Origin of the sequence: Dyadobacter sp. 32 (assembly GCF_902506755.1) — a bacterium.
Lineage (GTDB): Bacteria > Bacteroidota > Bacteroidia > Cytophagales > Spirosomataceae > Dyadobacter.
Genome location: NZ_LR735258.1, coordinates 738,208 through 758,496, shown reverse-complemented (window position 1 = coordinate 758,496; position 20,289 = coordinate 738,208). Strand labels below are relative to the sequence as shown.

The window sequence follows — 20,289 nt, the reverse complement described above, 5'->3', positions numbered from 1 at the left end:
ATTATTGTAATGTTTTGATGAAATCGGCGAAAAGAAAGTTTTGCCGGGTTTGAAAAGGCGTAACGTGATCGGCATAGAAATGCTTTGTCATTGCAAAAGAATCGGAAAAGGCTCGAGATAAGGAAGACGCATCGTATTGCTGAACAGGTAAACCACTACATTTTATAGGGCCGGAGGTAGAGAATGTTCCAAGAATCAGGTGTCCGGTTATAATTGCTTTATCTACCAAAGATTTGTAGCGTGCCTTTTGTTGATCCGTGGTCAGGAAATGAAATGCTGCTCTATCATGCCAGATCTCGTAGTGCCTTGCTGGTTTAAAATTCACGATATCCGTCACGATCCAGTTGACGCTATTCGCCTTTTCACCCAATCTTTTTTGGGCTCTCTTGATTGCAGTGGGTGAGATATCAAGTACCGTAATATCTTTGTAATCAGCTGCTAATAGAAAGTCCACCAGCAAACTATCCCCTCCCCCAACATCGATTATCGGGCTGTTTTTGGAAGTAACGGAACCCTCAATCAATGCCAAAGAATACTCAGGTTTGACTTCTGTCCAACTCACTTCAGCAGGCGTTTTTGTAGCATATACACTTTCCCAGTGATCTTTTGCTTCTTTATCCACCATTACAAGTCCATGATTAAGGGTAATATCCAGTTGGCCATAACGAAGCCTCCGATCATAAAACAAATGGTAGCCACCAGTGAGGGCCACTGTAAGGAACTTAAACCCATAATGGAATGCCCACTGGTGCAACCGCCTGCGTAACGAGATCCAAAGCCAACTAGAAACCCTCCCCCTACGAGCATGATCAGGCCTCTTACGGTCAGCAGGCTTTCCCAGGAGTAAAGCTGGACAGGAATCATAGAGGACAAGTTGGTAATGCCATAGCCGGCAAGCTCGGATGCCAGTGCAGGGTTGATATCGATGGGGGCTGAAGTCATGAAAAACAATGCAGCCAGCATCCCACCAATGAATATCCCGATCACAAAAAACAGATTCCATATCTCCTTTTTGTAATCGTACTTAAAAAACGGAATATTGGCTGGAAAACAGGCGGCACATGCGTGTCTTAAATTTGCAGAAATGCCAAAATGTTTATTACCAAGAATCAGTAAAACGGGCACTGTAAGTCCAACCAGCGGCCCTGCTACATACCAGGGCCAGGGTTGCTTTATTACTTCAAGCATAGTTATTTTATTAGTTCATTGAGTGAATCCCAGGCCCCACCATTGTAGGCGGTCAATCCATGGGATGAAAGCTTGCTCACGGCCATGCCGCTCCTTGCGCCACTGCGACAACATGTGATGATGGCTTTGTTTTTATTTTTTAATTCCTTCATCCTGCTGTCAATCGCATCCAGAGGAATATTGATACTGCCTTTGATGTGTCCGCCGGCATATTCTCCCGGGCCACGTACATCCACAATGATGGCCCCATCGGCCAGTAATTGTTTGTAATCTATTTTTTCCTTGTTGCCAAAAATGGCTGATAAAAAGCTCATAATATGATGATTAAGCGCCAATTGCCGCTAAACAGCCGCATTTGGCTAAATTGAAAAATTGCCGTTAATTCTAGATAGACTACTGTTTTAGTTTTCGCGTAGATATTCCAAAAGGAAGATACAAAGGACAGACGCCGATGAAACTGGTCATGACAAACACCACTGCCAAAATGCCGAGCACCAGCGCCGTTGTACCGTCTATAACTTTGGTAAAATAAAGCACGGCTACCACCACTGCTGCGGCAATACGAAGTGCTTTGTCAAGTGAACCCATGTTCTGCTTCATAATAGCATTGGCATTTAAAGGTGATGATTGCAGCGGATAGGCAATCTGAATGTTTTTTGTTGCAACTCCTCCCAGGCAAGAGAGGAGTTGGGGTGATTGGCCACTGCCGTGAGGAAGTGAATCTACCCTGGTAATCAATTTTACAACAAAGTGGAAGGACACACATATTCGCTTACCTCCAACTGGCCCGATTCTTTGATCGACTTAAAGCCTCCCTGAACATCAATAAGATTATCATAACCTCTGGCTTTCAAAATAGAGTTGAAGATCATGGAACGGTAGCCCCCTGCGCAATGCACGTAGTAGGTTTTGTTTTTATCCAGCTCAGCCAGATGATCATTGATGTAATCAAGCGGCATGTTTTCTGCTGTCAACACATGCTCGGATAAAAATTCACTTTCTTTTCGCACATCCAGAATGTTCAGCCCGGGATTCTCCTTCAACTTTTCGACCAGTTGATCCACACGGATCGACTCAATGGTATCCGTCTCTTTACCTGCGTTTTTCCACGCCTCAAACCCACCCTGCAAATGTCCGATGGTGTGATCGTAACCTACCCGGGCAAGACGTGTAACCACCTCTTCCTCACGTCCCTGATCCGTAATCAAAAGGATTTCCTGCTTGATATCCGGGATCAAAGCCCCGGCCCATGGCGCAAAATTCCCGTCGATGCCAATGTTTATGGAGTTGGGCACGAAGCCTTTGGCAAACACCTGTGCGTCCCGTGTATCCAGGATCAGCGCGGTGGTTTCATTGGCTGCCGCTTCGAAGGCTTCGGGGCTCAATCCTTGCATACCCCGGTTCAACACCGTATCGATACTTTCGTAGCCCTGAATGTTCATCATTACATTGGCAGGAAAATACCCCGGAGGAGGCATCAGCCCGTCGGTAACTTTTTTGATAAACAATTCCTTGCTCATGGGTTGCAAGGCGTAGTTGGTAGCCTTCTGATGCCCTAATGAGTCGGTGGTTTCTTTGCTCATGTTCTTGCCACAGGCAGAACCTGCCCCATGCGCCGGATAAACGATGATATCATCGGCCAATGGGATAATTTTGTTATGCAGCGAATCGTACAAATGTGCAGCCAGTTTATCCTGAGTAAGATCTGCCACTACTTTCTGAGCCAGGTCGGGCCTGCCTACATCGCCAATGAAAAGCGTATCACCAGTGAATAAAGCAATGTCTTTCCCCTTCTCGTCACGCAACAAAAAGCAGGTGCTTTCCATCGTGTGCCCGGGTGTGTGTATCGTTTTGATGGTAATATCACCCAGTTTGAAGATTTCCCCATCCTCTGCCACATGTGCTTCAAAGCCCGGCTTGGCGGTAGGGCCATATACAATGGTAGCACCGGTTTTAGCAGCCAGGTCCAGGTGACCACTTACAAAATCAGCATGAAAGTGCGTTTCCAACACATATTTGATTTTTGCTCCTTCTTTTTCTGCACGAAGCAGGTAGGGCTCCACTTCACGAAGCGGGTCAATGATGGCTACCTCACCTTTGCTCTCAATATAATAGGCTCCTTGTGCAAGGCAACCTGTGTAAATTTGCTGGATTTTCATGATTGACATTTTATGGTTAAATTCTATTTGTCTTTTTTGTTATTCAAAGGTCGTCGTTAATGTTTTTTGTTTTGGTGACAATAGTCACATGGCGTATATTATTGTAAAAATTCTTTTGTAATGATGTAAATACCCATCAAAAGCACAAACCACCCGAAGCCCGTTTTTAATTTACTGCCATCTATTTTTTTGCCGAACCCGCTACCAATGAGCATACCTGTTGCTGCAAGGGCGGTAATCTCTAAAAGAAACTTCCAGTCGATATCGAAATGGCCAAGATCACCCGTAAATCCAATGAGGGAGTTCATGGCAATGATGAGCAACGACGTGCCTATTGCTTTTTTTACCGGCAACCTGACCATGAAAATGAGTGCCGGAATAAGCAGAAAGCCCCCACCCGCGCCCATCAGACCCGTAACCAGCCCGATCATTACCCCGTATAAAGCCAGTCGGAAATGTGCTGCCTTATCCATCGCAATTTCGCCCGCTGTTTCACATTGCGAGGGCCGGATCATGGATACGGAAGCAAGGATCATCAGCACTGCAAACAGTAGCATGGTGATCATACTTTTAGTAATTGTAACAGCACCTATTGAGAACAACGTTTCAGGAATAGCCGGCAAAATGTAGAGCCGGGTAATCAGTACGGTCAGTATGGAAGTAGTCCCTAGAAACAATGCTGTCGGGAAGTGTATTTGTTTGCTTTTGTAATTGTTATAAACGCCTACAACACTGGTCACCCCTACAATAAATAACGAGTAAGAGGTTGATAGCGTGGGGCTCACATGAAACAGATACACCAATACAGGGACGGTCAGGATGGAGCCACCGCCACCAATTAAGCCCAGGGAAATGCCGATGATGATTGAAGTGAGGTAACCTAAAATTTCCATTTTATTGCACTGCTGATGTTTTATATATTCAACAATACAAAGGTCGGCAATCAGGAAAGGGAGTTTGGTGACAAAGGTTACACAAGCGATTATTTTACAAAAATCTTATTACGCTTTACGTGCATTTTGCATACTAAATTCTGTTGCGCAAGAAAGCAGAGCATGTTTTTAACAATTTAATAACATGCATTTTATCTTAAAAAAGCTACCAGAGTTTACTTTAATGGTATCATTAATTTTCCTGTTCCAGTGTGTAAAGGGGCAGCAATACCACTATACCAAATCTTACAATGACCCTAAAAGATGTAATTGAATCCTCAATCAGTTCGTTTCATCTTCGTGACTGGAATGAGAAAGTGCACTCTGACTTCGCCAAGAGTCCAATTGGCTACTACAGCTATAATTATGTCTTTCAACAATCAAACCCTATTCAACTTTTTAACCACCCTATTAATCGGCTATTTGCTTATGTCGAAAATGAGAAATTGATTGCTTTCTACATGACTATCGAATTTGACGAAAAGGTTATACATCAAATATCCACAGAGTTAGGTGCTAAGCCATCTGAACTTGCTGAAGCATATGGTGACAGTGATCAGGATTTTATACCATTTAAATGGTATTGGCAACATGAAGCATTCAGTATTGGTCTTCATAAAATGTCAGCTACCTCAATAAGTGAATCAGGTTTTGACAGACATTTTGGCGTAATAATCATAAGCAAATATTCACTTGAAGATTACACACTAAAAAAATAGACCTTCAAGGAAATAGGTAATTTGTGTTAAGCCGGTAGTGATGAAAATTTTGAAATGAAAAATATTCGCCTATTCCATGCCATTTAGCAGATAAAGCCCCGCACATACCCAACCCGTATGGTGCGTTTATCAGGGCTGCATGGTAATGGTATTACGACCCAGCTTCAACAGTCCGCGCTGTTCCATTTTCTTGAGCAATCGGGAAATCACCTCCCGGGATGAATGAAGATCGTCAGCTATTTGCTGATGGGTTATTGAAAATTCGTTGTTTTTGAATTGTCTTTGCTGATTGTTTAAATAAAACTCCAGACGTTCATCCATGCTTTTAAAAGCAATGCTGTCCACCACTTCCAGCAATTCCTCAAACCGGTTCCTATAGGTTTCCAGCACAAAATAGTACCAGGATTTATGTTTGCTCATGAGCTCGTCCATCATAGCAATGGGTACGAGCAAAGTGGTGGTATGCTCTATTGCCTTGGCCAGTATCTGGCTTTTTTCCTGCCTGGTCGCACAGATCATGGATAAGGCACATGCGTTACCGGCTTCAAGATGATAGATAAAAAACTCTCCCCCTTCATCACTTTCCCGGTAAAGTTTCACCATCCCCTCCACAATCAGCATAGTGGATTTGAAATACTGCCCGGTCTGCATCATCAACTCGCCCGGCTCGAATGTGCGTATGCTGCAGTTCTGGGCAAGTGTATCTTTTAAATCCTGGGAAAAGAAATTGAAATGTATGTTTAAATAATCCTGAATAATGCGCTGCGTACCAGTCGAATTTATCATTGTTAACTTGTTAGAAATCCAAAATTAATAAGAACTCCACTTCCGTTGTGTGATTACAGTCACATAAGGCTGGTAAGTTCCAGCTGTGAAGTTAACGTTTTACACGATGAATGGAAACAGGCTTTTGTATCTTAGGCGGCAGGTTTACGCCCTTCGACTCTGCTCAGGGTGACAAGTGGCAAAGACCTTGGATGGGCGTGCCCTTCGACTTCGCTCAAGGTGACAGAGGGTGGTAGGACTTGGAAAAACGCGATGAGATGCTCATATTACAAAATCAATAGGAAAAGCATGGGCATCATACCATATTTTAAAAACATAACACCCATCCATGCGGCGGCTGAAACGGGCATTACTTCCGCTTTTAAACGATTGGAATACCCCCGCAAAAAACTACTTTGCGAGCAAGGCCAGTTTGTCACTCACCTTTATTTCATTGAAAGTGGCCTGGTAAGAATGTTCTACATCAACAAACAGGGAAAAGACGTCACGTATGGATTCTATACAGAAAATCAATTTGTTACAGTGCCGGAAAGCTTCTTCGGACACACGGCTAGTCGTTATTACCTCGAATTGTTAGAGGATAGTGTTTTGTATGCTGTAAACCAAAAAGAGCACCTCAGGCTGGCTGCTGACTTTCAGGAGGTTCGTATCATTGAAAACCATGTACTTCGTGAATTTCTACTGAAAACATCCGACCGTATTGTAGCTTTACAATTTCTAAGTGCAGAAGAACGCTATCGGAAGCTCGACGAATCCCAGCCCAGTATATTGCAACGCGCACCACTTGGTGCCATTGCATCATATCTCGGAATAACACAGGAAACACTCAGCAGGATCAGGGCTAGAAGAACCTGGTGAAATTTGGTAAAATCGCGGCAGACTCTCCCTTTTCCACCCCAATAAACGGCTAGCAGTCAGCCCAATCCCACCTCCATTCACTCCGAGGGAAGCCGACAAGAAATATTTTAACACACCGAACAAAAACAAAATTTTAATGTTTAAACCTGCCTGATCACGAACCAGGTAAAACGCTCGATCCATCCGCCACCAAACCGCCAAATGGAAGCCAGACTTTGATTTTTTGATCTAGATCAAAAGAAACCGTTTGCATCGTGAGGAAATTTGCATCACAATAAAATGCAAAACAAACCTTATGAACAGGATATTGAAATGGGGACTTGGGCTGGTAACGTTATGCGGTCCTGCGGTAGAGGCACAACAGGCACCGATGCTACGAGAGCTTGTGGCTGCTGCTCTCCAAAAAGATCATGGCCTTGCCATAAAACAACTGGATATTGAACTTACCCACGTAGATCAGCAGAAACTGAAGGAAGTGTATCTACCGCATCTGGATCTTTCAGGAAAGTATGCTTATCTGGCCGCCGGAATCAACGTAAAAGCACCAGCAAACTCAGTTCCGGAGCTGGGCATTGCGTTACCTGCGCTGGACGACGCCTTCACCAATCGGGCAAATCTTATCTCGGGTGGTTTCAAAGCGGACGTATTGTTGTACACAGGTGGTAAAGTGCCCGCTTTAAAAAAGGCGCTTGTTGAAAAAGAAAAAGGCCAGACAGCCATGCTGGAAAAGGACCGGCAACAGATCATCAGTGACATCACCACAGCCTACGATCAGCTGGCACTGCTCAAACAGGTGAAGATTGTATTGGATGAGAGCCAACACAGGTTACGCCTCAATTACGAAACAGCCGAAAAGGCCTTCGGATATGGGTTGATTACCAAATTTGAATACCAAAAAATAGAAGTTGCTCAAGCGCAGCTGGACGCACGGATACAACAATACGAAAGCAAGCGTCAACTACTCATTTATTCGCTTCATACTTACACGGGAATAGAAACAGACCGTATTGCAATGATCAACAACGATCTGCTTCCCCTAAGCCAAACGGGAGAGGATCGCTCGATCATGGGTCGACCGGAGATAGCAGCGCTTACGGCAAGCATCCAGGCTCATCAATACCAGATCGTTGCGGCAAAAAGCTGGTGGAAACCTAAGGTACAAGCTTCGACGTCACTGGGCTACCTGAATATGTTTGATGTTCAGCTAAAAGCCAAAGAGCCCTTTCCTACGGGAAACACCATGACACTCAAAACAAATAAGCTGGAATTGTTGCCTAATTTCAATATCGGCGTAGGCTTTAAATGGGACTTGTTTGATGGAAATAAAGGTAAAAGAGAGGTACAGCAAAGCAAAATTGAGTTGCAAAAAGTGGAACGGGAACGGGAAGAGGTAGTGGAAAAGCTCGAATTAAACCTGCTCAAACAACAATCAGAACTGGCTTCCGCGAAGGCGGAGATTTTTGTAAAGGAAAAACAAAAACGAACGGCTCTGAATGCGCTAACTCAGGCATCAAAAGAGTTCAAAACGGGATTAATCAAAGCTACCGACCTGGTCGGAGCAGAAGCCGACTACCAGAGTGCTGCCCTGGAATACCTACAAGCTGTATTCAACCAAAGACGCATCGCAGTAGAAATATTGAAAGCCACCGGTAGCCTGCATATTGAATCAATTGAATAAAAAACAAACGGAATAATCTAAACCAAATGAATACGAAATCAATCTTCGCTTACGCCGGAATCATAGGTTTGTCCCTGGCCGGTATGGCTTGCTCCGATAAGCCAGCACGTCCTTTGGAAGGAAAAGTAAAAAGAGAAACCCTTGCTTTCTCACCAAAAGTAACCGGTAGAATTATTAAAATTTATGCACAGGAAGGTGACCTGGTACAACGGGGCGATACGCTGGCTATGCTGGATGTACCTGAGGTGAATGCTAAACTAGCCCAGGCAAAGGGAGCGGTGAAAGCCACAGGGGCACAACGAACCCTCAGCCGGAATGGCCCTACTGAAAACCAGATCAGGCAATTACGTGCCAAACAAGCCGGTACACAGGAGCAATTCAACTATGCTAAAAAGTCATTTGTACGGGCTAAGGCTATGTTTGCCGACAGCATGATCACACCGCAGGCCTACGACGAAATGGTCGCCAAACACCAGGGTGCCAGAGCGCAGCTCGAAGCAGTTAACGCGGAACTCGGTGAAGCATTGAAGGGAGTAAGAATGGAGACACAAACCGCTGCGCAAGGACAGGCTGATCAGGCACTTGGGGTATTGCAGGAGGTGGAAGTAGCTTACTCGGAACGTTACATTATTGCTAGCAATGACATGCAGGTGGAAACAATTAGCTTGCGGGAAGGTGAACTTGCCACAGCCGGCTACCCCCTGTTTAGCGGTTACTTGCCCGGGACAACCTATTTCCGCTTCACGATACCTGAAAGCCGTATTTCAGCTTATAAAAAGGGTGAACAGATTACCATTCGGATTCCTTACACCAAAATGGAAACGACTGGAAGGATTCAGAATATCAAACAGCTGAACCGCTATGCAGATGTTACCACAGCCTACCCCGACTACCAGATAGAAGACGCCGTATATGAGTTGAAAATTGTACCTGGGGATACCAAACAGGCAGAAAGCCTGCTGGCAAACGCCACCGTGGTACTGTAATGCTTTATCTTAAATCACTTACAACAATGAACAAGTTCATTCCTATGCTCAAAAGAGAGTTCAGGCTGTTTTTTGGCAACAGCACGTTACTTTCCGTCATGCTATTTGCCCCTGTTATTTATGCCGTACTGATCGGTTTTGTATATAAGGAGGGAAAGGTGACCGACCTTCCGGTGATTGTGGTGGATGAAGACAATAGCCCGCTGAGCAATCGCCTCATGGAGATGATTGAGGACAATGAACGGCTGCATATCGTAAAATTGAAACGCGAGAATACAGGTACTCAGCAGGATTTGATTAATGCCAATGCAGTTCTGGCTGTCACTATCCCGGAGCGTTTCGAGGCCGACATATTACAAAAAAGATATCCGGAAATAAATACATTTATCAATACGTCCAACCTCCTTACCGCCAACATGGCTTCACAGGGTGTGCAAACCGTTCTGGGAACCTTCAACGCCGGTATTGAGGTGCAGGGATTAATGAAAAAAGGAGCTTCGGCCAGCCAGGCCAGCTCGCAATTTGAGCCTTTCAAGGCCAATTACATCAGGTTGTTTAACCCAACCGGAAATTACTTCACATTTATGTGGCCCGCTGTGCTGGCGGTGGTTTTGCAACAGGTTTTACTTCTGGCCTTTGCCGTGAGTTTTGCAGCAGAAGTACAAAACCGGACATTTGGATCGGAATTGATGGGATATACCAGAAATGCGGGCACGGCTATTTTGGCCAAGGCTTTGCCTATCTGGATACTGACCATTGCCATCCTAGGCTTCTATTATTTGATGCACGGGGTGTTCAAAGCACCCATTCCGCTGTCCATTGAGCCATTTATAATAACCACCTCTATGTTCGTGCTGGCAGTCAGCCTGATGGGTATTTTATTTAGTGTGATTGTACCCGATGCACTGAAAGCCACGCAGATTCTGATGATGTTTTCAACCCCGGCCTTCCTGATTGGTGGCTTCAGCTGGCCACTGTCCTCTATGCCGCAAGGAGTTCAGTTCATTGCCAACATGATTCCCCTAACGCCCTTCCTCAATGCCCATAAAATACTGCTGATAGAGCAGGGTACTTTACAGAATGTGATGCCTTTTGTTAAACATCTGGGCATTCAGATAGCTGTTTACGGTGTACTGGCTATGGGTGCTTTGCAATGGAAAATGTGGCGAATCGCGAAAGAGTCAGTTCATCCGGACGTGCAGGATCAGTAAAAGCCCTTTTGCCACTGTAATTTAAAAACACATCCCGAACGCAAAACCTCCCCTCATTCAGTTACAGAGCTTAGCTGGAAGGATAAAATGTGGGACAAAAATACAACCGGCACAATATAAGCCGGAAGGAATACAAAGGGAAACTGCAGTACGGCCACGTTTGGCTGATCAAATGCAAGCTGTTGGATTGGGAGCGGCGAAGATAGAATGGAAATGGCAACAATGGTAGTCAACAGGATCATCCCGGCGATATTCCATAACTTCATAAAATATCCGGGCAATGTCTTTTTGGCTAAAACCATATAGCAAAGAATACAAATGGCCGATACTCCCATAACAATATCAAAATTCCATCCCTTGAAAGTCATCAGAACGGGCACTTGTTTTAATAAGAACAGCTGGTAAAGTACAAGTTCCACCGGTAAGCGAACGATGTGAATGGCCACCAGAAAATTGTGGTTGAGCCGGCTCTGGCTGACTTTTTTGTAAAAAAAGACCGAGAGACCAGCCGCTGCCAGCATGACAGGTAAAAATCTGGGCGGCGTTGCCGTTGTATCCTCAAAATAGCCAGTGTAAGCTATGCCTCCTGAAACGAAAAGCCAGAACGCGCTGAAAATCAAAACCAATCTGTTTTGGCCTGTACCTAAATAGAACAGCACCATCGTCAAAAGGGTAATGACTACGAAAGTAATTGAAAGCATGGTTTAGATTAATGTCCAAATTGTCGTAATTCTCCATTTTACTGCAAGGAGGTAAAGTGTTGATAAACATCCTTTAACTATTTCCCAAAGCGTACTTTTAAGGATTTAAACCGTTGCTTTGCTGCTTTGGCTGCTTTAATTGCATGGCTGCTACTTGCCAGATTCATTTCCACTCTGTTTTTTCGACGCCTTCGCTTTCGCATTAAACGCCAGGCATACATCCAGCCAGAATTTAAAGTCATTTCTGGCTGTAAAACCTTCCGGCGTCACGTAACAGTATCCTTTCAACCCCTTCCCTTTCATGATCATGGTTTCATAGCCAATCCTTTCTGCCAATTCTTCCTGTATTGCAGGGTCAAAACGGCACATGAGATTATCACCACTTACGTTTACACACATCTTTCCATTGATCATAAATGCAAGACCATTGAACATGTTCTTTTCCTCCACGCGAAAATCAGGTAATTCGGAGAGATATGCTCTGATCCGGTCAGCCAAATTTATATCATATGCCATTTGAAGAAGTATAATTGTTAAGGTTCATCGAGAAAAATGACTTTATTCTTTAACAACCAGGCACTTAAGAAAACAATGAAATCTTATTATCCCGATTAAAGAGGTATGACTAATCAATTAAAAAGTATAACTTGAACGTCATTCAAAACCACTAAAAGCGCTGGCCAGATGAAAATTGTTGTTACGTTTCTGTTTATTGCCGCACTCCAGGGTGTCCTCGTGGCCAGGCCAGTGGATAAAAATGATCCGGAACACAATTTCGAAGTATTCTGGCAACATTTCAACAAATACTATGCACATTTTGAAACCCGACAGGTCGACTGGCAACAACAGTATAAAACATTCCGACCAAAAGTAACCTCCGAAACCACTCCGGAGCAACTGCTGTCCATACTCAATGAGCTGGTAACCCCGCTGAAAGATGGTCACGTGGTTATATCCCCGACAGGAGATTTACCTGCCACCGCAAAGTATGCGCCTTTCTATAAAGAATTCCCAACAAAGGAATTACAGTCAAAATTTCATCAGGTGAGCCTTGAGGCATTGGGCAAACAGGGCTTCGGACAATGGACAAAGTTTAATAGCGCCCCATACGATATTGGCGGATACTGCCGGTCAAAAGAGTATGGATATCTCCAGATTAATGGTTTCGGTGGCATGTCACTGGAAACTTTCGGCAAGCAGCTGGACGAAATGATTACCGCATTCGCAGATATTAAAGCACTGATTATCGATATCAGAATCAATGGAGGCGGATCACCGGCTTATTTGAATGCCCTGGCTGGCAGGTTGACGGAGGTGAAACGTCTGGTAGGGTATGGACGTAAACGAATTAATAAATCCAAACACGAATACTCCCCCTGGACACCCTACCACATTGCTCCTGCGGGCCATCTCCAACTAGTGAAACCAACGATTTTATTGACGAGTGGATCTACCATCAGCGCCGGAGATCATTGCGCCATGTATCTGAAAGAATTGCCTTATGTGAAGCTAATTGGTGAGCCTACCAATGGTATTTTTTCAGCCATGTCCGGCAAAAAGCTACCCAATGGATGGGAAATTTCATTGTCCTCCGGGCAAACGGTAAGCAGTAAAAGAATTGGTTATGAAGGCAAAGGTGTGCCTCCAGACCTGTTTGTAAAACATAGTCGGGAAAACACGAAAAATGGCATCGATCCCGGGTTAAATAAAGCGCTGGAATTTCTTAAAAGTAACCATTCAGACCTGGCCTTGAAGACAATCTGCTATGAACAACGTGCTCTGAATTTTTATGCAGATAGCATCTTGCTCAATAAAACGTATGGTGACATAACAGCCTATTCTACCGGGCTGGTTGAAGAAGACGCCACGTTGCTGGCCCCGTTTGCACGTAAGTGTCATTCGCTGGAAGGAAGGACCGATGGTGTTCAAAAACGTCTTGATGCGGAACAGGTTGCTGATTCGAGTTTCTATCACCAAAACGTTGAAAATCGTTTTTTTGTGAAGGTTCCACGCCCCATTCGTTCTAAAATGCGGTGGCCATTTGTTAAGCGCAACGCCCACCGGTTAACTGTTGCTTACCACATCACCATTGAGAATAAAAACTACGTCCGCCTGCACCTCAGCCGCGGAGGATGGAAGGGCGAAACCGTGCTGGTGGTCGTAGACAACGCCGGTAGAATCGTTGAACACTGCGCCCTGTCATACGATTATCTGAGCGGTCAGTTTTACAAGTAAGTGCAGGCCACCCACTTAAAAAGCGATTGCCGGCACAACGAGTCGTGCCGGCAATCTTAACGAAGAGTAAAGTGAACCTGTTTTGCAATTAACGAATCATGGCTGGTCTTTCAAGAAGGTTGGTTTTCCCCTTTTGGTAATTCAAAGGTACCAGCCGGAATGGTTGCACACTGTCAATTTGGGGACAGATGCTGCGAATTTGGGGACACGGATTCCTGTGAACGAGTATTCAACCCACTCCTCCCCTTATCCTTGTGCCGACGTCACTGCAACTGTCAAATCAATGTCGGGTCGGTGGTATAAAGATGTTTAAAAGGTGGCATTACACTATTTAATTGTGCCAATAACCGTCAGAATACTTTTGGGATGCACCGTAATAGCCTTTGCATAACCCGATATTTCCAAAGGAGCCATATCGTCCACCGCAGAGGTTCGAAAGGCACTTTTGACAGTAAAACCTGATTGAGCTGATTTCAGAACAACTTCTTTGGCAATTGTCCCTGAATTGATCATCACACTCACCACTTCTCCAGTGGTGTTTACATACGATGAGACCAGCAAATCGTTGTCCGGACGATCAGAAGTTATCTCCGCCCTCACTGCTCCCGGGCGGATGAACCGGCTGTACTGGCCAAGCGCCCAAAGCATTTTAGAGGTTTGATAGTTACCGTCCGTTTTGTTTTTGTCAATGTAGATTAAGCCATCCTTGTAATTATACGGAGAAATGGAAAGCCACCAGTGCCATGCTGACGCGTTCGCATTGACCAGGTCGTTGTGAATCACCCTGGCTATGTACAGGCCCGGATCTATCCCAAGATCTTTCCCTTCGCCTTTAATTTCCCCGTCGTTATCACCCAAAATACAATACTCCGACATCCAGTATTTCAGGCCACTGACTTTTTTGACACTTTCTGACAATTTCGTCCGTTTCTCAGCTGCGATTTTGTAAGGGGAGGTGGTGAAATAACTGTGTCCCGATATAGATTTTGACACATTAGCAAGATCCCCTACATAGTTCGAAGACGATTTATCGAAAAAAGCATATATCTGATTCTGACGATCCTGTTTGTTAAACTCGGAATACAGATATTCGATCTGTCCTGCCTCCGCAATGTCGATTTTCGTAGTGAGATTTTCTTTGATCAGCGCTGCACTTAACAACCTTGTGATTTGAGCAACCTCGTTGTTGTAAAAAGGTGTACCTTCCTGGCCTCCATCGCTCCAGTCCCACTGTGGCTCATTGACAGGGCTGAGGTGGTTGAAGGTAATTCCCGTTTTTTTGCTTACTCCGCCGATTACATCGGCAAGATAGGTGGCAAACTTAGGAAAATCACTTGTCGCCAGATTCGTCTTTCCATTGCTCGCGTACCCTTTTTTGTTTACTGTGAATTGTACCGGGGGACTATTGGGAAAGGCCAGAAATTGATTTATGCCACAGGCTTTGGCCGCATTGAGAAACCACACCTGACCAGCCTGCTTTTCCCAATTGTAGGTTCCGTCCGCATTCAAAAACGATTCTGCGCGTCGCCATTCATCCTTGATCCCACTTTGCTCGCCTTGCTCCGCCGTACCTGCGCCAATGTTAAATCTCCAGAGTGACAAACCAATACCCTTCGGTTGGCCATTGGGGAGCATATCCCGGCTGAAAAGAAGGTCTGCAATGGCATTCCGTTTTGCATCCGGCCAGGCGCCCACAAACTGACAGGCCCAGGCATCAGAAGCGCCGAAATGATCTATGGACTGAAAGGTTTTTGCTGGGTTAATCGTAAGTGTGGCAAGTTGCCCTGTTTCCTGATTTTTGACGACGGTATCCGACGCCTGGCAGGATTTTACCACTGCCAATAAACTTAACAGCGATAGAATTCTGGAAAATGTTTTTTCTGATTGCATGCTTGTTTGTTGCAAAGAGCCCTTCCCGGGATGCGGAAAGGGCTCTTCACTTTAAAATTAATATCCCTGATTTTGTTTAAGCTTATTGTTCGAAGCCTGAATCTCTGCCCGTGGTATAGGCAGCCAGTATTGTTTTTCAGCAAAACTTTTACCAGTCAATGCCTCTTTCTTCTTGTAAGTGAAGGCCGTCCCGCTTTTACCGATCTCGATTCCATAGGCAGGTACATTCTCTTTTTCCGCAGCTATTTTCCAGCGACGCACATCATAGAAGCGATGCTCTTCAAACGCGAGCTCAATCCGACGTTCGTTCCGGATACGATCGCGCATCTGCGCCTGTGTAAGCCCAGCCGGGATTACCGGCATGTTTACTCCTGTTCGTTGTCTGATGGCGTTGATGGCGGCATATACCGATGCATCCGGCCCGGTTGCCTCATTTTGGGCTTCTGCATAATTGAGCAAAATCTCTGCATAACGGAAATAAATCCAGGTCTGCGTTCCGGCAACGTCCCAGGGATTGTCGATGGGAAGGTTGTCATTCATGAATTTCCTCAGATAATAACCTGTCTTGGAGGTGTTCCAGTTGGACGGACCATCTTTACTGTCTTTTCCCCCTGGCGTAAACGTCTCGATCGTGCTGTTTCGATAGCTCGCCCCATTGTACAAGATCGTCGAATAAAACCGGGGATCACGGTTTTTATATGGATTCTGTGGATCATAGCTTGTAACGGCATCCGTTATTTTAGTACCATCCATCATCTCGTAATCATCAACCAGGTTCTGTAAAGGGACATTCCCTCCCCATGCATTGTAGCTGTTGGGACCGTTTGAAATTTCAAGACACACGTGGCGTGCACCTACGGCATATAATCTTCCGAAAATTATTTCGGAATTGTCCGTGGTTGTAAACAGACTGCCATATCCGCCTGTATACAGATTGTATTTATTCAGATCCATCACCGCTTTGGCCGCAGCGGCCGCCTGCTGCCAGGTAGCTCCATTGAACAACGGACTCGCTCCATAAAGTAATATTCTCGACTTCAAAGCCAACGCGGCACCTTTTGTTGCCCTTCCCAGTTTCCATACATTGTTGTCGTTGGAAGCCGGCAATAGGCTGGCTGCTTCGTCAAGTTGGGCAGAAACATATTCGATTCCTGCTTTGATTTCGGCACGGTCGAAAAGATCCTGGCTGGTAAGGTCATCGCTGATTTCAGTAACCTTGTCGCCCATCAATACCACACTACCATAATTCCTGATCAGATCGTGATAGCGGAAGGCTCGGATAAACTGCAATTCCCCTTTTAACATTTTCTTTTTTCCCTCGCTCATAGGCACCTTATCCAGGTTGGCAAGTGCGTAATTTACTTCCCTTATACTACGATAGCTTCTCCCCCAAAGGGTTCCAGCAATGCCGGTGTTTTCGGGAGCGATCTGCCCACGCTGTATAAGCCAGGTGTTGTCGTCGTTGTTGTAAATGGACTCGTCGGTCAGCGATGACCACATGGCGTATTCAAACCCCCGACCAAAGCCAGGTAGTGTCCCTTCGGCTTCCTTATCGGTGAGCCTTGAGCCCATATACCGGTTGGTGACATAAGCTTCAAACAAAACGGAGTCCGATAAAATGGAGGCATCAGACACACGGTCGGTTGGTACCACATCCAGGAAGTTCTCCTGGCAGGAAACCATGAAAAACGACGAAACAAGTGCTGATAACGCGAAAATTCTTTTGATATACTTCATATTGATTCTTTTCAATTAAAACTTGATGTTCAACCCAAGGTTCATAATGCGTTGTTGCGGATAAAACTGGCCACTTCCCTGGCTTCCTTCCGGATCATAATCTTTCACACCGGTAACGGTGAAGAGATTGAAAGCGCTGGCATAAATTCTCAAGGAGGAGATTTTGATTTTCGACAAGGCAGTCTTCGGAAGTGTATAACCAAATTCTACGTTTTTAAGACGAACGAAGGATGCGTTGTTCAGCCAAAAATCGTTTTGATTGAGCCCGCCATTGATTGAGGATGATGCCCGGGTATCAACTCTTGGAAAGCTGCCGTCGGGTGTGGACGGACTCCATCTGTTATCTGCCCAGCTGCTGTAAAAGTTACCAACCTGCCCCGATTCGGGCAATACGTACTGGCTTACCATGCCCTGTCCGGCAAACACAACCGAGAGATCAAAAGCTTTATATCCTCCATTGAAAACCATACCGTAGGTCAGCAGGGGCACATTGCCATACTCGGTTCTCACTTTATCATCTGCCGTAATTTTACCGTCACCGTTGTAATCCTCGTAGATCAGGTCGCCAATCTGAGCACCCTGAAGATGCGGATATTTATCAAGATCTGACTGGGAACGATAAATACCAGCCGTTTTATAAAGCAAATAGGTGTACAGAGGACCGCCTGTTTCCCTTTGATGCTCCAGTGCGCCGGAAGCTTCATCCTTGAAAATGATTTTGCTCTTGGCATACGTGATGTTACCTGAAATGTTGTACCTGAAGTCGCCTGAGTGAGTATATCCCAAAGTTGCCTCAAAGCCGCTGTTGTTCACTTTGCCCAGGTTTTCGTCCGGCACAAGCGGCGTGTTATCATTGGTTTTATGCGGGTTCACAATACCAGACGTATTGGGGATAGAGGCATTTCTCGCGGCAAGAATATCTGAACGTTTCTGACTGAAATAGATCAGTTCAATGTTGAAGTTTTTCAGAAATATCGCGTTCAGTCCAATGTCCATTTTCTTGGAAGTTTCCCAGGTGATGTTCGGATTCGCAAGTTTAGTCAGGTCAATTCCGGGTGTGATCACATTAGAACCTGTCACATATTGATTAACGAAAGAGTAGTTGTTGTAAAACTGGAACTGTCCCACGTTGTCATTACCCAGGGAGCCGTAGGAAGCGCGGATTTTAAGATCGTCGATAAAACGTACACTGCTTTTGAACCAGTCTTCTGCCGAAATACGGTAGCCAGCAGAAACCGATGGAAAGAATCCGTATTGTTTGCCTTTCGGAAAAATGGAGGAGCCATCCACACGAGCCTGCACTTCGGCCAGGTATTTTTCATTGAAATCGTAAGCAAAACGGCCAATAAAGCTCTTTCTCGTAAAGTTATAACTGCTTCCGGCATTGTTTTTGTCCGTGGCAGCAGCACCTCCCTGAGAAAGCTCCGGCGTGGAAACCGTGGGATAGTTTATTCTGGATGCTTCAAAAGCGTTTTCGTTCCTCTTATTCTGCTCGTAAGCAACAAAAGTATTGACGTTGTGTTTACCTATTGTTTTCAGATAATTGAGCCTGATATTCTGTGTGATATTGGTCAGATTCACCTGTTTCTGAAAAAGGGAAGCTTTACCTGCCGATCCACCGGTGACAACCTGCGCATACACATCCGTGTTTTTGTTGTAATTGTACAGCGTGTATGGCGTGGCAAATGTCTTTGTAAAGTTGAACGACTTATCCACTGAATAGAATCCATCCACCGAAAGTCCGCTCACAAAAGGCAGATTATAGCTTGCACGAAGAATCCCGTTGAAAATTGAGGTTGGATTACGGCTGGTACCACCTATGGCTGTTCCCAAAACAACGGGATTACTGTTTTCTACACCGGTAGAATAGTAGCCATTGGGGTATTGATCAATCACCGTGGGGTATGCCCGATAAATTGAACGAAATGTGTTTTCAGCAGAAGAAGTGGGGAAATTTCTATTCTCCTGTCTGCCGGATAAGCCCAGACTCACCTTGAAATCCTTCGTTATATTGGCATCAATGTTCGATCTGAAATTGTATTGCTTGTATTTCGTAGCTCCGTTACGGTAGAGTCCATCCTGATAAATAGTCCCCAGAGAAACGTAGTATTTCACGTTCTCCGTACCGCCGTTGATACCCAGGTTATGCTGATTTTGCAGTGCAAAATTCTTTAATGCAGCTTTCTGCCAATTCGTATTCGGGTAGTTAACCGGATCAGAACCATTTCTGAATTTGGCGATTTCATCCGCCGAATAAAACTGGTTCATCCCTCCTGCCGGATTGTTGTAGTAATCAATTTCGTTCAGAATGGTGGCGAAGGTTCCGGCGTCTGCAAGTTTGGGAAGTCGTGTGGCTGACGAGAATCCCTGATTGAAACTATAAGAGATCACAGGCTTACCTGTGGTTCCGCGTTTGGTTGTTACCAAAATCACCCCATTGGCCGCACGACTACCATACACCGCCGCCGAGGCATCCTTCAGGATCGAAATGCTCTCAATATCATTAGGATCAAGACGCTCCAGGCCGCCAACCTGGCCAGGAATCCCGTCCACTACGATCAATACATCATTGTTTCCTGTTGAAGCAAATCCGCGAACTGTGTAGCTCGACCCATCGTAACCAGGCTCACCGCCGCGATTGTTAGCCACAAATCCTGAAAACCGGCCCGCCAATGAGTTCGAGAGATTAGGCTGGGGACTTTTGACAAGATCAGCTCCTTTAACCTCGGAAACCGATCCGGTTAGCGTTGCCTTCTTCTGCGTACCATAACCCACTACCACGATTTCATCAAGAAGTTTGTTATTAGGCAGCAGTTTGATGTCAATCTGGCTACGGTTACCCACGACAATTTCCTGGGCTATGTAGCCGATGTACGTATAAACCAGCGTACCACTGCCATCGGCCAGGTTCAGTGAATACTTCCCGTCAACATCGGTGGTTGTACCGGTCGACGTTCCTTTCAGGATCACGCTGGCACCTGGTAAAGTTTCGCCGTTTTCGGAAGTGATCACCCCTTTTACCGTTAACGTCTGTCCAAAGGATAAAACACTCAGCATCAGGAGTAGCGTTGCCAAAAGCCCGGTTGCACTTTTTCTCCCGCCAGATAGCCGCAACAGTACAGCATTTTCATGAAAAGTTCTTTTCATACATAGATAATTTGATAGTTAAATAATTGGCTTTGCGATCAGGAATAAGATCCGGGAATGGG

18 protein-coding genes are annotated in these 20,289 nt (G+C 45.3%); 6 read left to right on the top strand and 12 right to left on the bottom strand.

From position 1 onward, the window contains the following. Position 1: 1 nt before the first annotated feature. The 6 genes from DYADSP32_RS02930 to DYADSP32_RS02905 form a co-directional block, all read right to left on the bottom strand. On the bottom strand, positions 2-625 hold the full coding sequence (locus DYADSP32_RS02930; RefSeq protein ID WP_149244112.1) for a class I SAM-dependent methyltransferase: 624 nt from the start codon (positions 623-625) through the stop codon (positions 2-4). Next, the gene (locus DYADSP32_RS02925) at positions 625-1,188 is read right to left on the bottom strand and encodes a YeeE/YedE thiosulfate transporter family protein (RefSeq protein ID WP_149244113.1); all 564 of its coding nucleotides are present in this window, start codon (positions 1,186-1,188) and stop codon (positions 625-627) included. Before DYADSP32_RS02925 ends, DYADSP32_RS02930 begins: the two co-directional genes overlap by 1 nt. A 2-nt stretch (positions 1,189-1,190) precedes the next feature. Next, positions 1,191-1,502 (bottom strand): rhodanese-like domain-containing protein, encoded by a 312-nt coding sequence (locus DYADSP32_RS02920; RefSeq protein ID WP_149244114.1) that lies wholly within the window; start codon positions 1,500-1,502, stop codon positions 1,191-1,193. 79 nt (positions 1,503-1,581) lie between these two features. Then, positions 1,582-1,788: a DUF2892 domain-containing protein gene (locus DYADSP32_RS02915; protein WP_149244115.1), complete on the bottom strand. Its 207-nt coding sequence runs from the start codon at positions 1,786-1,788 to the stop codon at positions 1,582-1,584. Positions 1,789-1,928: 140 nt separating this feature from the next. Continuing rightward, positions 1,929-3,347: an MBL fold metallo-hydrolase gene (locus DYADSP32_RS02910; RefSeq protein WP_149244116.1), complete on the bottom strand. Its 1,419-nt coding sequence runs from the start codon at positions 3,345-3,347 to the stop codon at positions 1,929-1,931. A 98-nt stretch (positions 3,348-3,445) separates the two neighbouring features. After that, a complete protein-coding gene (locus tag DYADSP32_RS02905; RefSeq protein ID WP_149244117.1) occupies positions 3,446-4,240 on the bottom strand; it encodes a sulfite exporter TauE/SafE family protein in 795 nt (264 codons plus the stop codon). Between the two features lie 290 nt (positions 4,241-4,530). Between DYADSP32_RS02905 and DYADSP32_RS02900 the strand changes: the two genes are divergently transcribed. Further along, the gene (locus DYADSP32_RS02900; RefSeq protein WP_149244118.1) at positions 4,531-4,998 is read left to right on the top strand and encodes a hypothetical protein; all 468 of its coding nucleotides are present in this window, start codon (positions 4,531-4,533) and stop codon (positions 4,996-4,998) included. A gap of 129 nt (positions 4,999-5,127) precedes the next feature. Here DYADSP32_RS02900 and DYADSP32_RS02895 read toward each other — a convergent pair whose 3' ends face one another. After that, on the bottom strand, positions 5,128-5,784 hold the full coding sequence (locus DYADSP32_RS02895) for a Crp/Fnr family transcriptional regulator (RefSeq protein WP_149244119.1): 657 nt from the start codon (positions 5,782-5,784) through the stop codon (positions 5,128-5,130). Between the two features lie 288 nt (positions 5,785-6,072). Between DYADSP32_RS02895 and DYADSP32_RS02890 the strand changes: the two genes are divergently transcribed. The 4 genes from DYADSP32_RS02890 (at position 6,073) to DYADSP32_RS02875 (ending at position 10,517) form a co-directional block, all read left to right on the top strand. Further along, positions 6,073-6,642 (top strand): Crp/Fnr family transcriptional regulator, encoded by a 570-nt coding sequence (locus DYADSP32_RS02890; protein WP_414617470.1) that lies wholly within the window; start codon positions 6,073-6,075, stop codon positions 6,640-6,642. A gap of 295 nt (positions 6,643-6,937) precedes the next feature. Further along, on the top strand, positions 6,938-8,320 hold the full coding sequence (locus DYADSP32_RS02885) for a TolC family protein (protein ID WP_149244121.1): 1,383 nt from the start codon (positions 6,938-6,940) through the stop codon (positions 8,318-8,320). Between the two features lie 26 nt (positions 8,321-8,346). Beyond that, complete coding sequence (locus tag DYADSP32_RS02880; protein ID WP_149244122.1) at positions 8,347-9,306, top strand: biotin/lipoyl-binding protein; 960 nt, start codon at positions 8,347-8,349, stop codon at positions 9,304-9,306. Between the two features lie 26 nt (positions 9,307-9,332). After that, positions 9,333-10,517, top strand: a complete 1,185-nt coding sequence (locus DYADSP32_RS02875; protein ID WP_149244123.1) for an ABC transporter permease — start codon at positions 9,333-9,335, stop codon at positions 10,515-10,517. A 53-nt stretch (positions 10,518-10,570) separates the two neighbouring features. On the opposite strand, the gene DYADSP32_RS02870 is transcribed toward DYADSP32_RS02875, so the two are convergent. Next, positions 10,571-11,218 carry a hypothetical protein gene (locus tag DYADSP32_RS02870; RefSeq protein ID WP_149244124.1) on the bottom strand — a complete coding sequence of 216 codons (648 nt, stop codon included), beginning with the start codon at positions 11,216-11,218 and terminating at the stop codon, positions 10,571-10,573. A gap of 150 nt (positions 11,219-11,368) precedes the next feature. Then, positions 11,369-11,734 carry a TfoX/Sxy family protein gene (locus DYADSP32_RS02865; protein WP_149244125.1) on the bottom strand — a complete coding sequence of 122 codons (366 nt, stop codon included), beginning with the start codon at positions 11,732-11,734 and terminating at the stop codon, positions 11,369-11,371. A 168-nt stretch (positions 11,735-11,902) separates the two neighbouring features. On the opposite strand from DYADSP32_RS02865, the gene DYADSP32_RS02860 reads away from it, so the two are divergent. After that, complete coding sequence (locus DYADSP32_RS02860) at positions 11,903-13,453, top strand: S41 family peptidase (protein WP_149244126.1); 1,551 nt, start codon at positions 11,903-11,905, stop codon at positions 13,451-13,453. A 327-nt stretch (positions 13,454-13,780) separates the two neighbouring features. Here DYADSP32_RS02860 and DYADSP32_RS02855 read toward each other — a convergent pair whose 3' ends face one another. From DYADSP32_RS02855 to DYADSP32_RS02845, 3 genes are read right to left on the bottom strand one after another with little or no spacing between them, the layout of a single operon-like run. Further along, positions 13,781-15,343 carry a glycoside hydrolase gene (locus DYADSP32_RS02855; protein WP_149244127.1) on the bottom strand — a complete coding sequence of 521 codons (1,563 nt, stop codon included), beginning with the start codon at positions 15,341-15,343 and terminating at the stop codon, positions 13,781-13,783. 57 nt (positions 15,344-15,400) lie between these two features. After that, complete coding sequence (locus DYADSP32_RS02850; protein ID WP_149244128.1) at positions 15,401-17,080, bottom strand: RagB/SusD family nutrient uptake outer membrane protein; 1,680 nt, start codon at positions 17,078-17,080, stop codon at positions 15,401-15,403. 15 nt (positions 17,081-17,095) lie between these two features. Then, the gene (locus tag DYADSP32_RS02845) at positions 17,096-20,227 is read right to left on the bottom strand and encodes a SusC/RagA family TonB-linked outer membrane protein (RefSeq protein ID WP_149244129.1); all 3,132 of its coding nucleotides are present in this window, start codon (positions 20,225-20,227) and stop codon (positions 17,096-17,098) included. Between the last annotated feature and the right edge of the window lie 62 nt (positions 20,228-20,289).

What these genes read in the sequence shown, in the direction of transcription:
- DYADSP32_RS02860 (WP_149244126.1), top strand. Translation starts at nt 11,903, where the DNA reads ATGAAAATTGTTGTTACGTTTCTGTTTATTGCCGCACTCCAGGGTGTC.
- DYADSP32_RS02890 (WP_414617470.1), top strand. Translation starts at nt 6,073, where the DNA reads ATGGGCATCATACCATATTTTAAAAACATAACACCCATCCATGCGGCG.
- DYADSP32_RS02885 (WP_149244121.1), top strand. Translation starts at nt 6,938, where the DNA reads ATGAACAGGATATTGAAATGGGGACTTGGGCTGGTAACGTTATGCGGT.
- DYADSP32_RS02875 (WP_149244123.1), top strand. Translation starts at nt 9,333, where the DNA reads ATGAACAAGTTCATTCCTATGCTCAAAAGAGAGTTCAGGCTGTTTTTT.
- DYADSP32_RS02865 (WP_149244125.1), bottom strand. Translation starts at nt 11,734, where the DNA reads ATGGCATATGATATAAATTTGGCTGACCGGATCAGAGCATATCTCTCC.
- DYADSP32_RS02845 (WP_149244129.1), bottom strand. Translation starts at nt 20,227, where the DNA reads ATGAAAAGAACTTTTCATGAAAATGCTGTACTGTTGCGGCTATCTGGC.
- DYADSP32_RS02850 (WP_149244128.1), bottom strand. Translation starts at nt 17,080, where the DNA reads ATGAAGTATATCAAAAGAATTTTCGCGTTATCAGCACTTGTTTCGTCG.
- DYADSP32_RS02900 (WP_149244118.1), top strand. Translation starts at nt 4,531, where the DNA reads ATGACCCTAAAAGATGTAATTGAATCCTCAATCAGTTCGTTTCATCTT.
- DYADSP32_RS02895 (WP_149244119.1), bottom strand. Translation starts at nt 5,784, where the DNA reads ATGATAAATTCGACTGGTACGCAGCGCATTATTCAGGATTATTTAAAC.
- DYADSP32_RS02930 (WP_149244112.1), bottom strand. Translation starts at nt 625, where the DNA reads ATGGTGGATAAAGAAGCAAAAGATCACTGGGAAAGTGTATATGCTACA.
- DYADSP32_RS02920 (WP_149244114.1), bottom strand. Translation starts at nt 1,502, where the DNA reads ATGAGCTTTTTATCAGCCATTTTTGGCAACAAGGAAAAAATAGATTAC.
- DYADSP32_RS02915 (WP_149244115.1), bottom strand. Translation starts at nt 1,788, where the DNA reads ATGAAGCAGAACATGGGTTCACTTGACAAAGCACTTCGTATTGCCGCA.
- DYADSP32_RS02855 (WP_149244127.1), bottom strand. Translation starts at nt 15,343, where the DNA reads ATGCAATCAGAAAAAACATTTTCCAGAATTCTATCGCTGTTAAGTTTA.
- DYADSP32_RS02880 (WP_149244122.1), top strand. Translation starts at nt 8,347, where the DNA reads ATGAATACGAAATCAATCTTCGCTTACGCCGGAATCATAGGTTTGTCC.
- DYADSP32_RS02925 (WP_149244113.1), bottom strand. Translation starts at nt 1,188, where the DNA reads ATGCTTGAAGTAATAAAGCAACCCTGGCCCTGGTATGTAGCAGGGCCG.
- DYADSP32_RS02870 (WP_149244124.1), bottom strand. Translation starts at nt 11,218, where the DNA reads ATGCTTTCAATTACTTTCGTAGTCATTACCCTTTTGACGATGGTGCTG.
- DYADSP32_RS02905 (WP_149244117.1), bottom strand. Translation starts at nt 4,240, where the DNA reads ATGGAAATTTTAGGTTACCTCACTTCAATCATCATCGGCATTTCCCTG.
- DYADSP32_RS02910 (WP_149244116.1), bottom strand. Translation starts at nt 3,347, where the DNA reads ATGAAAATCCAGCAAATTTACACAGGTTGCCTTGCACAAGGAGCCTAT.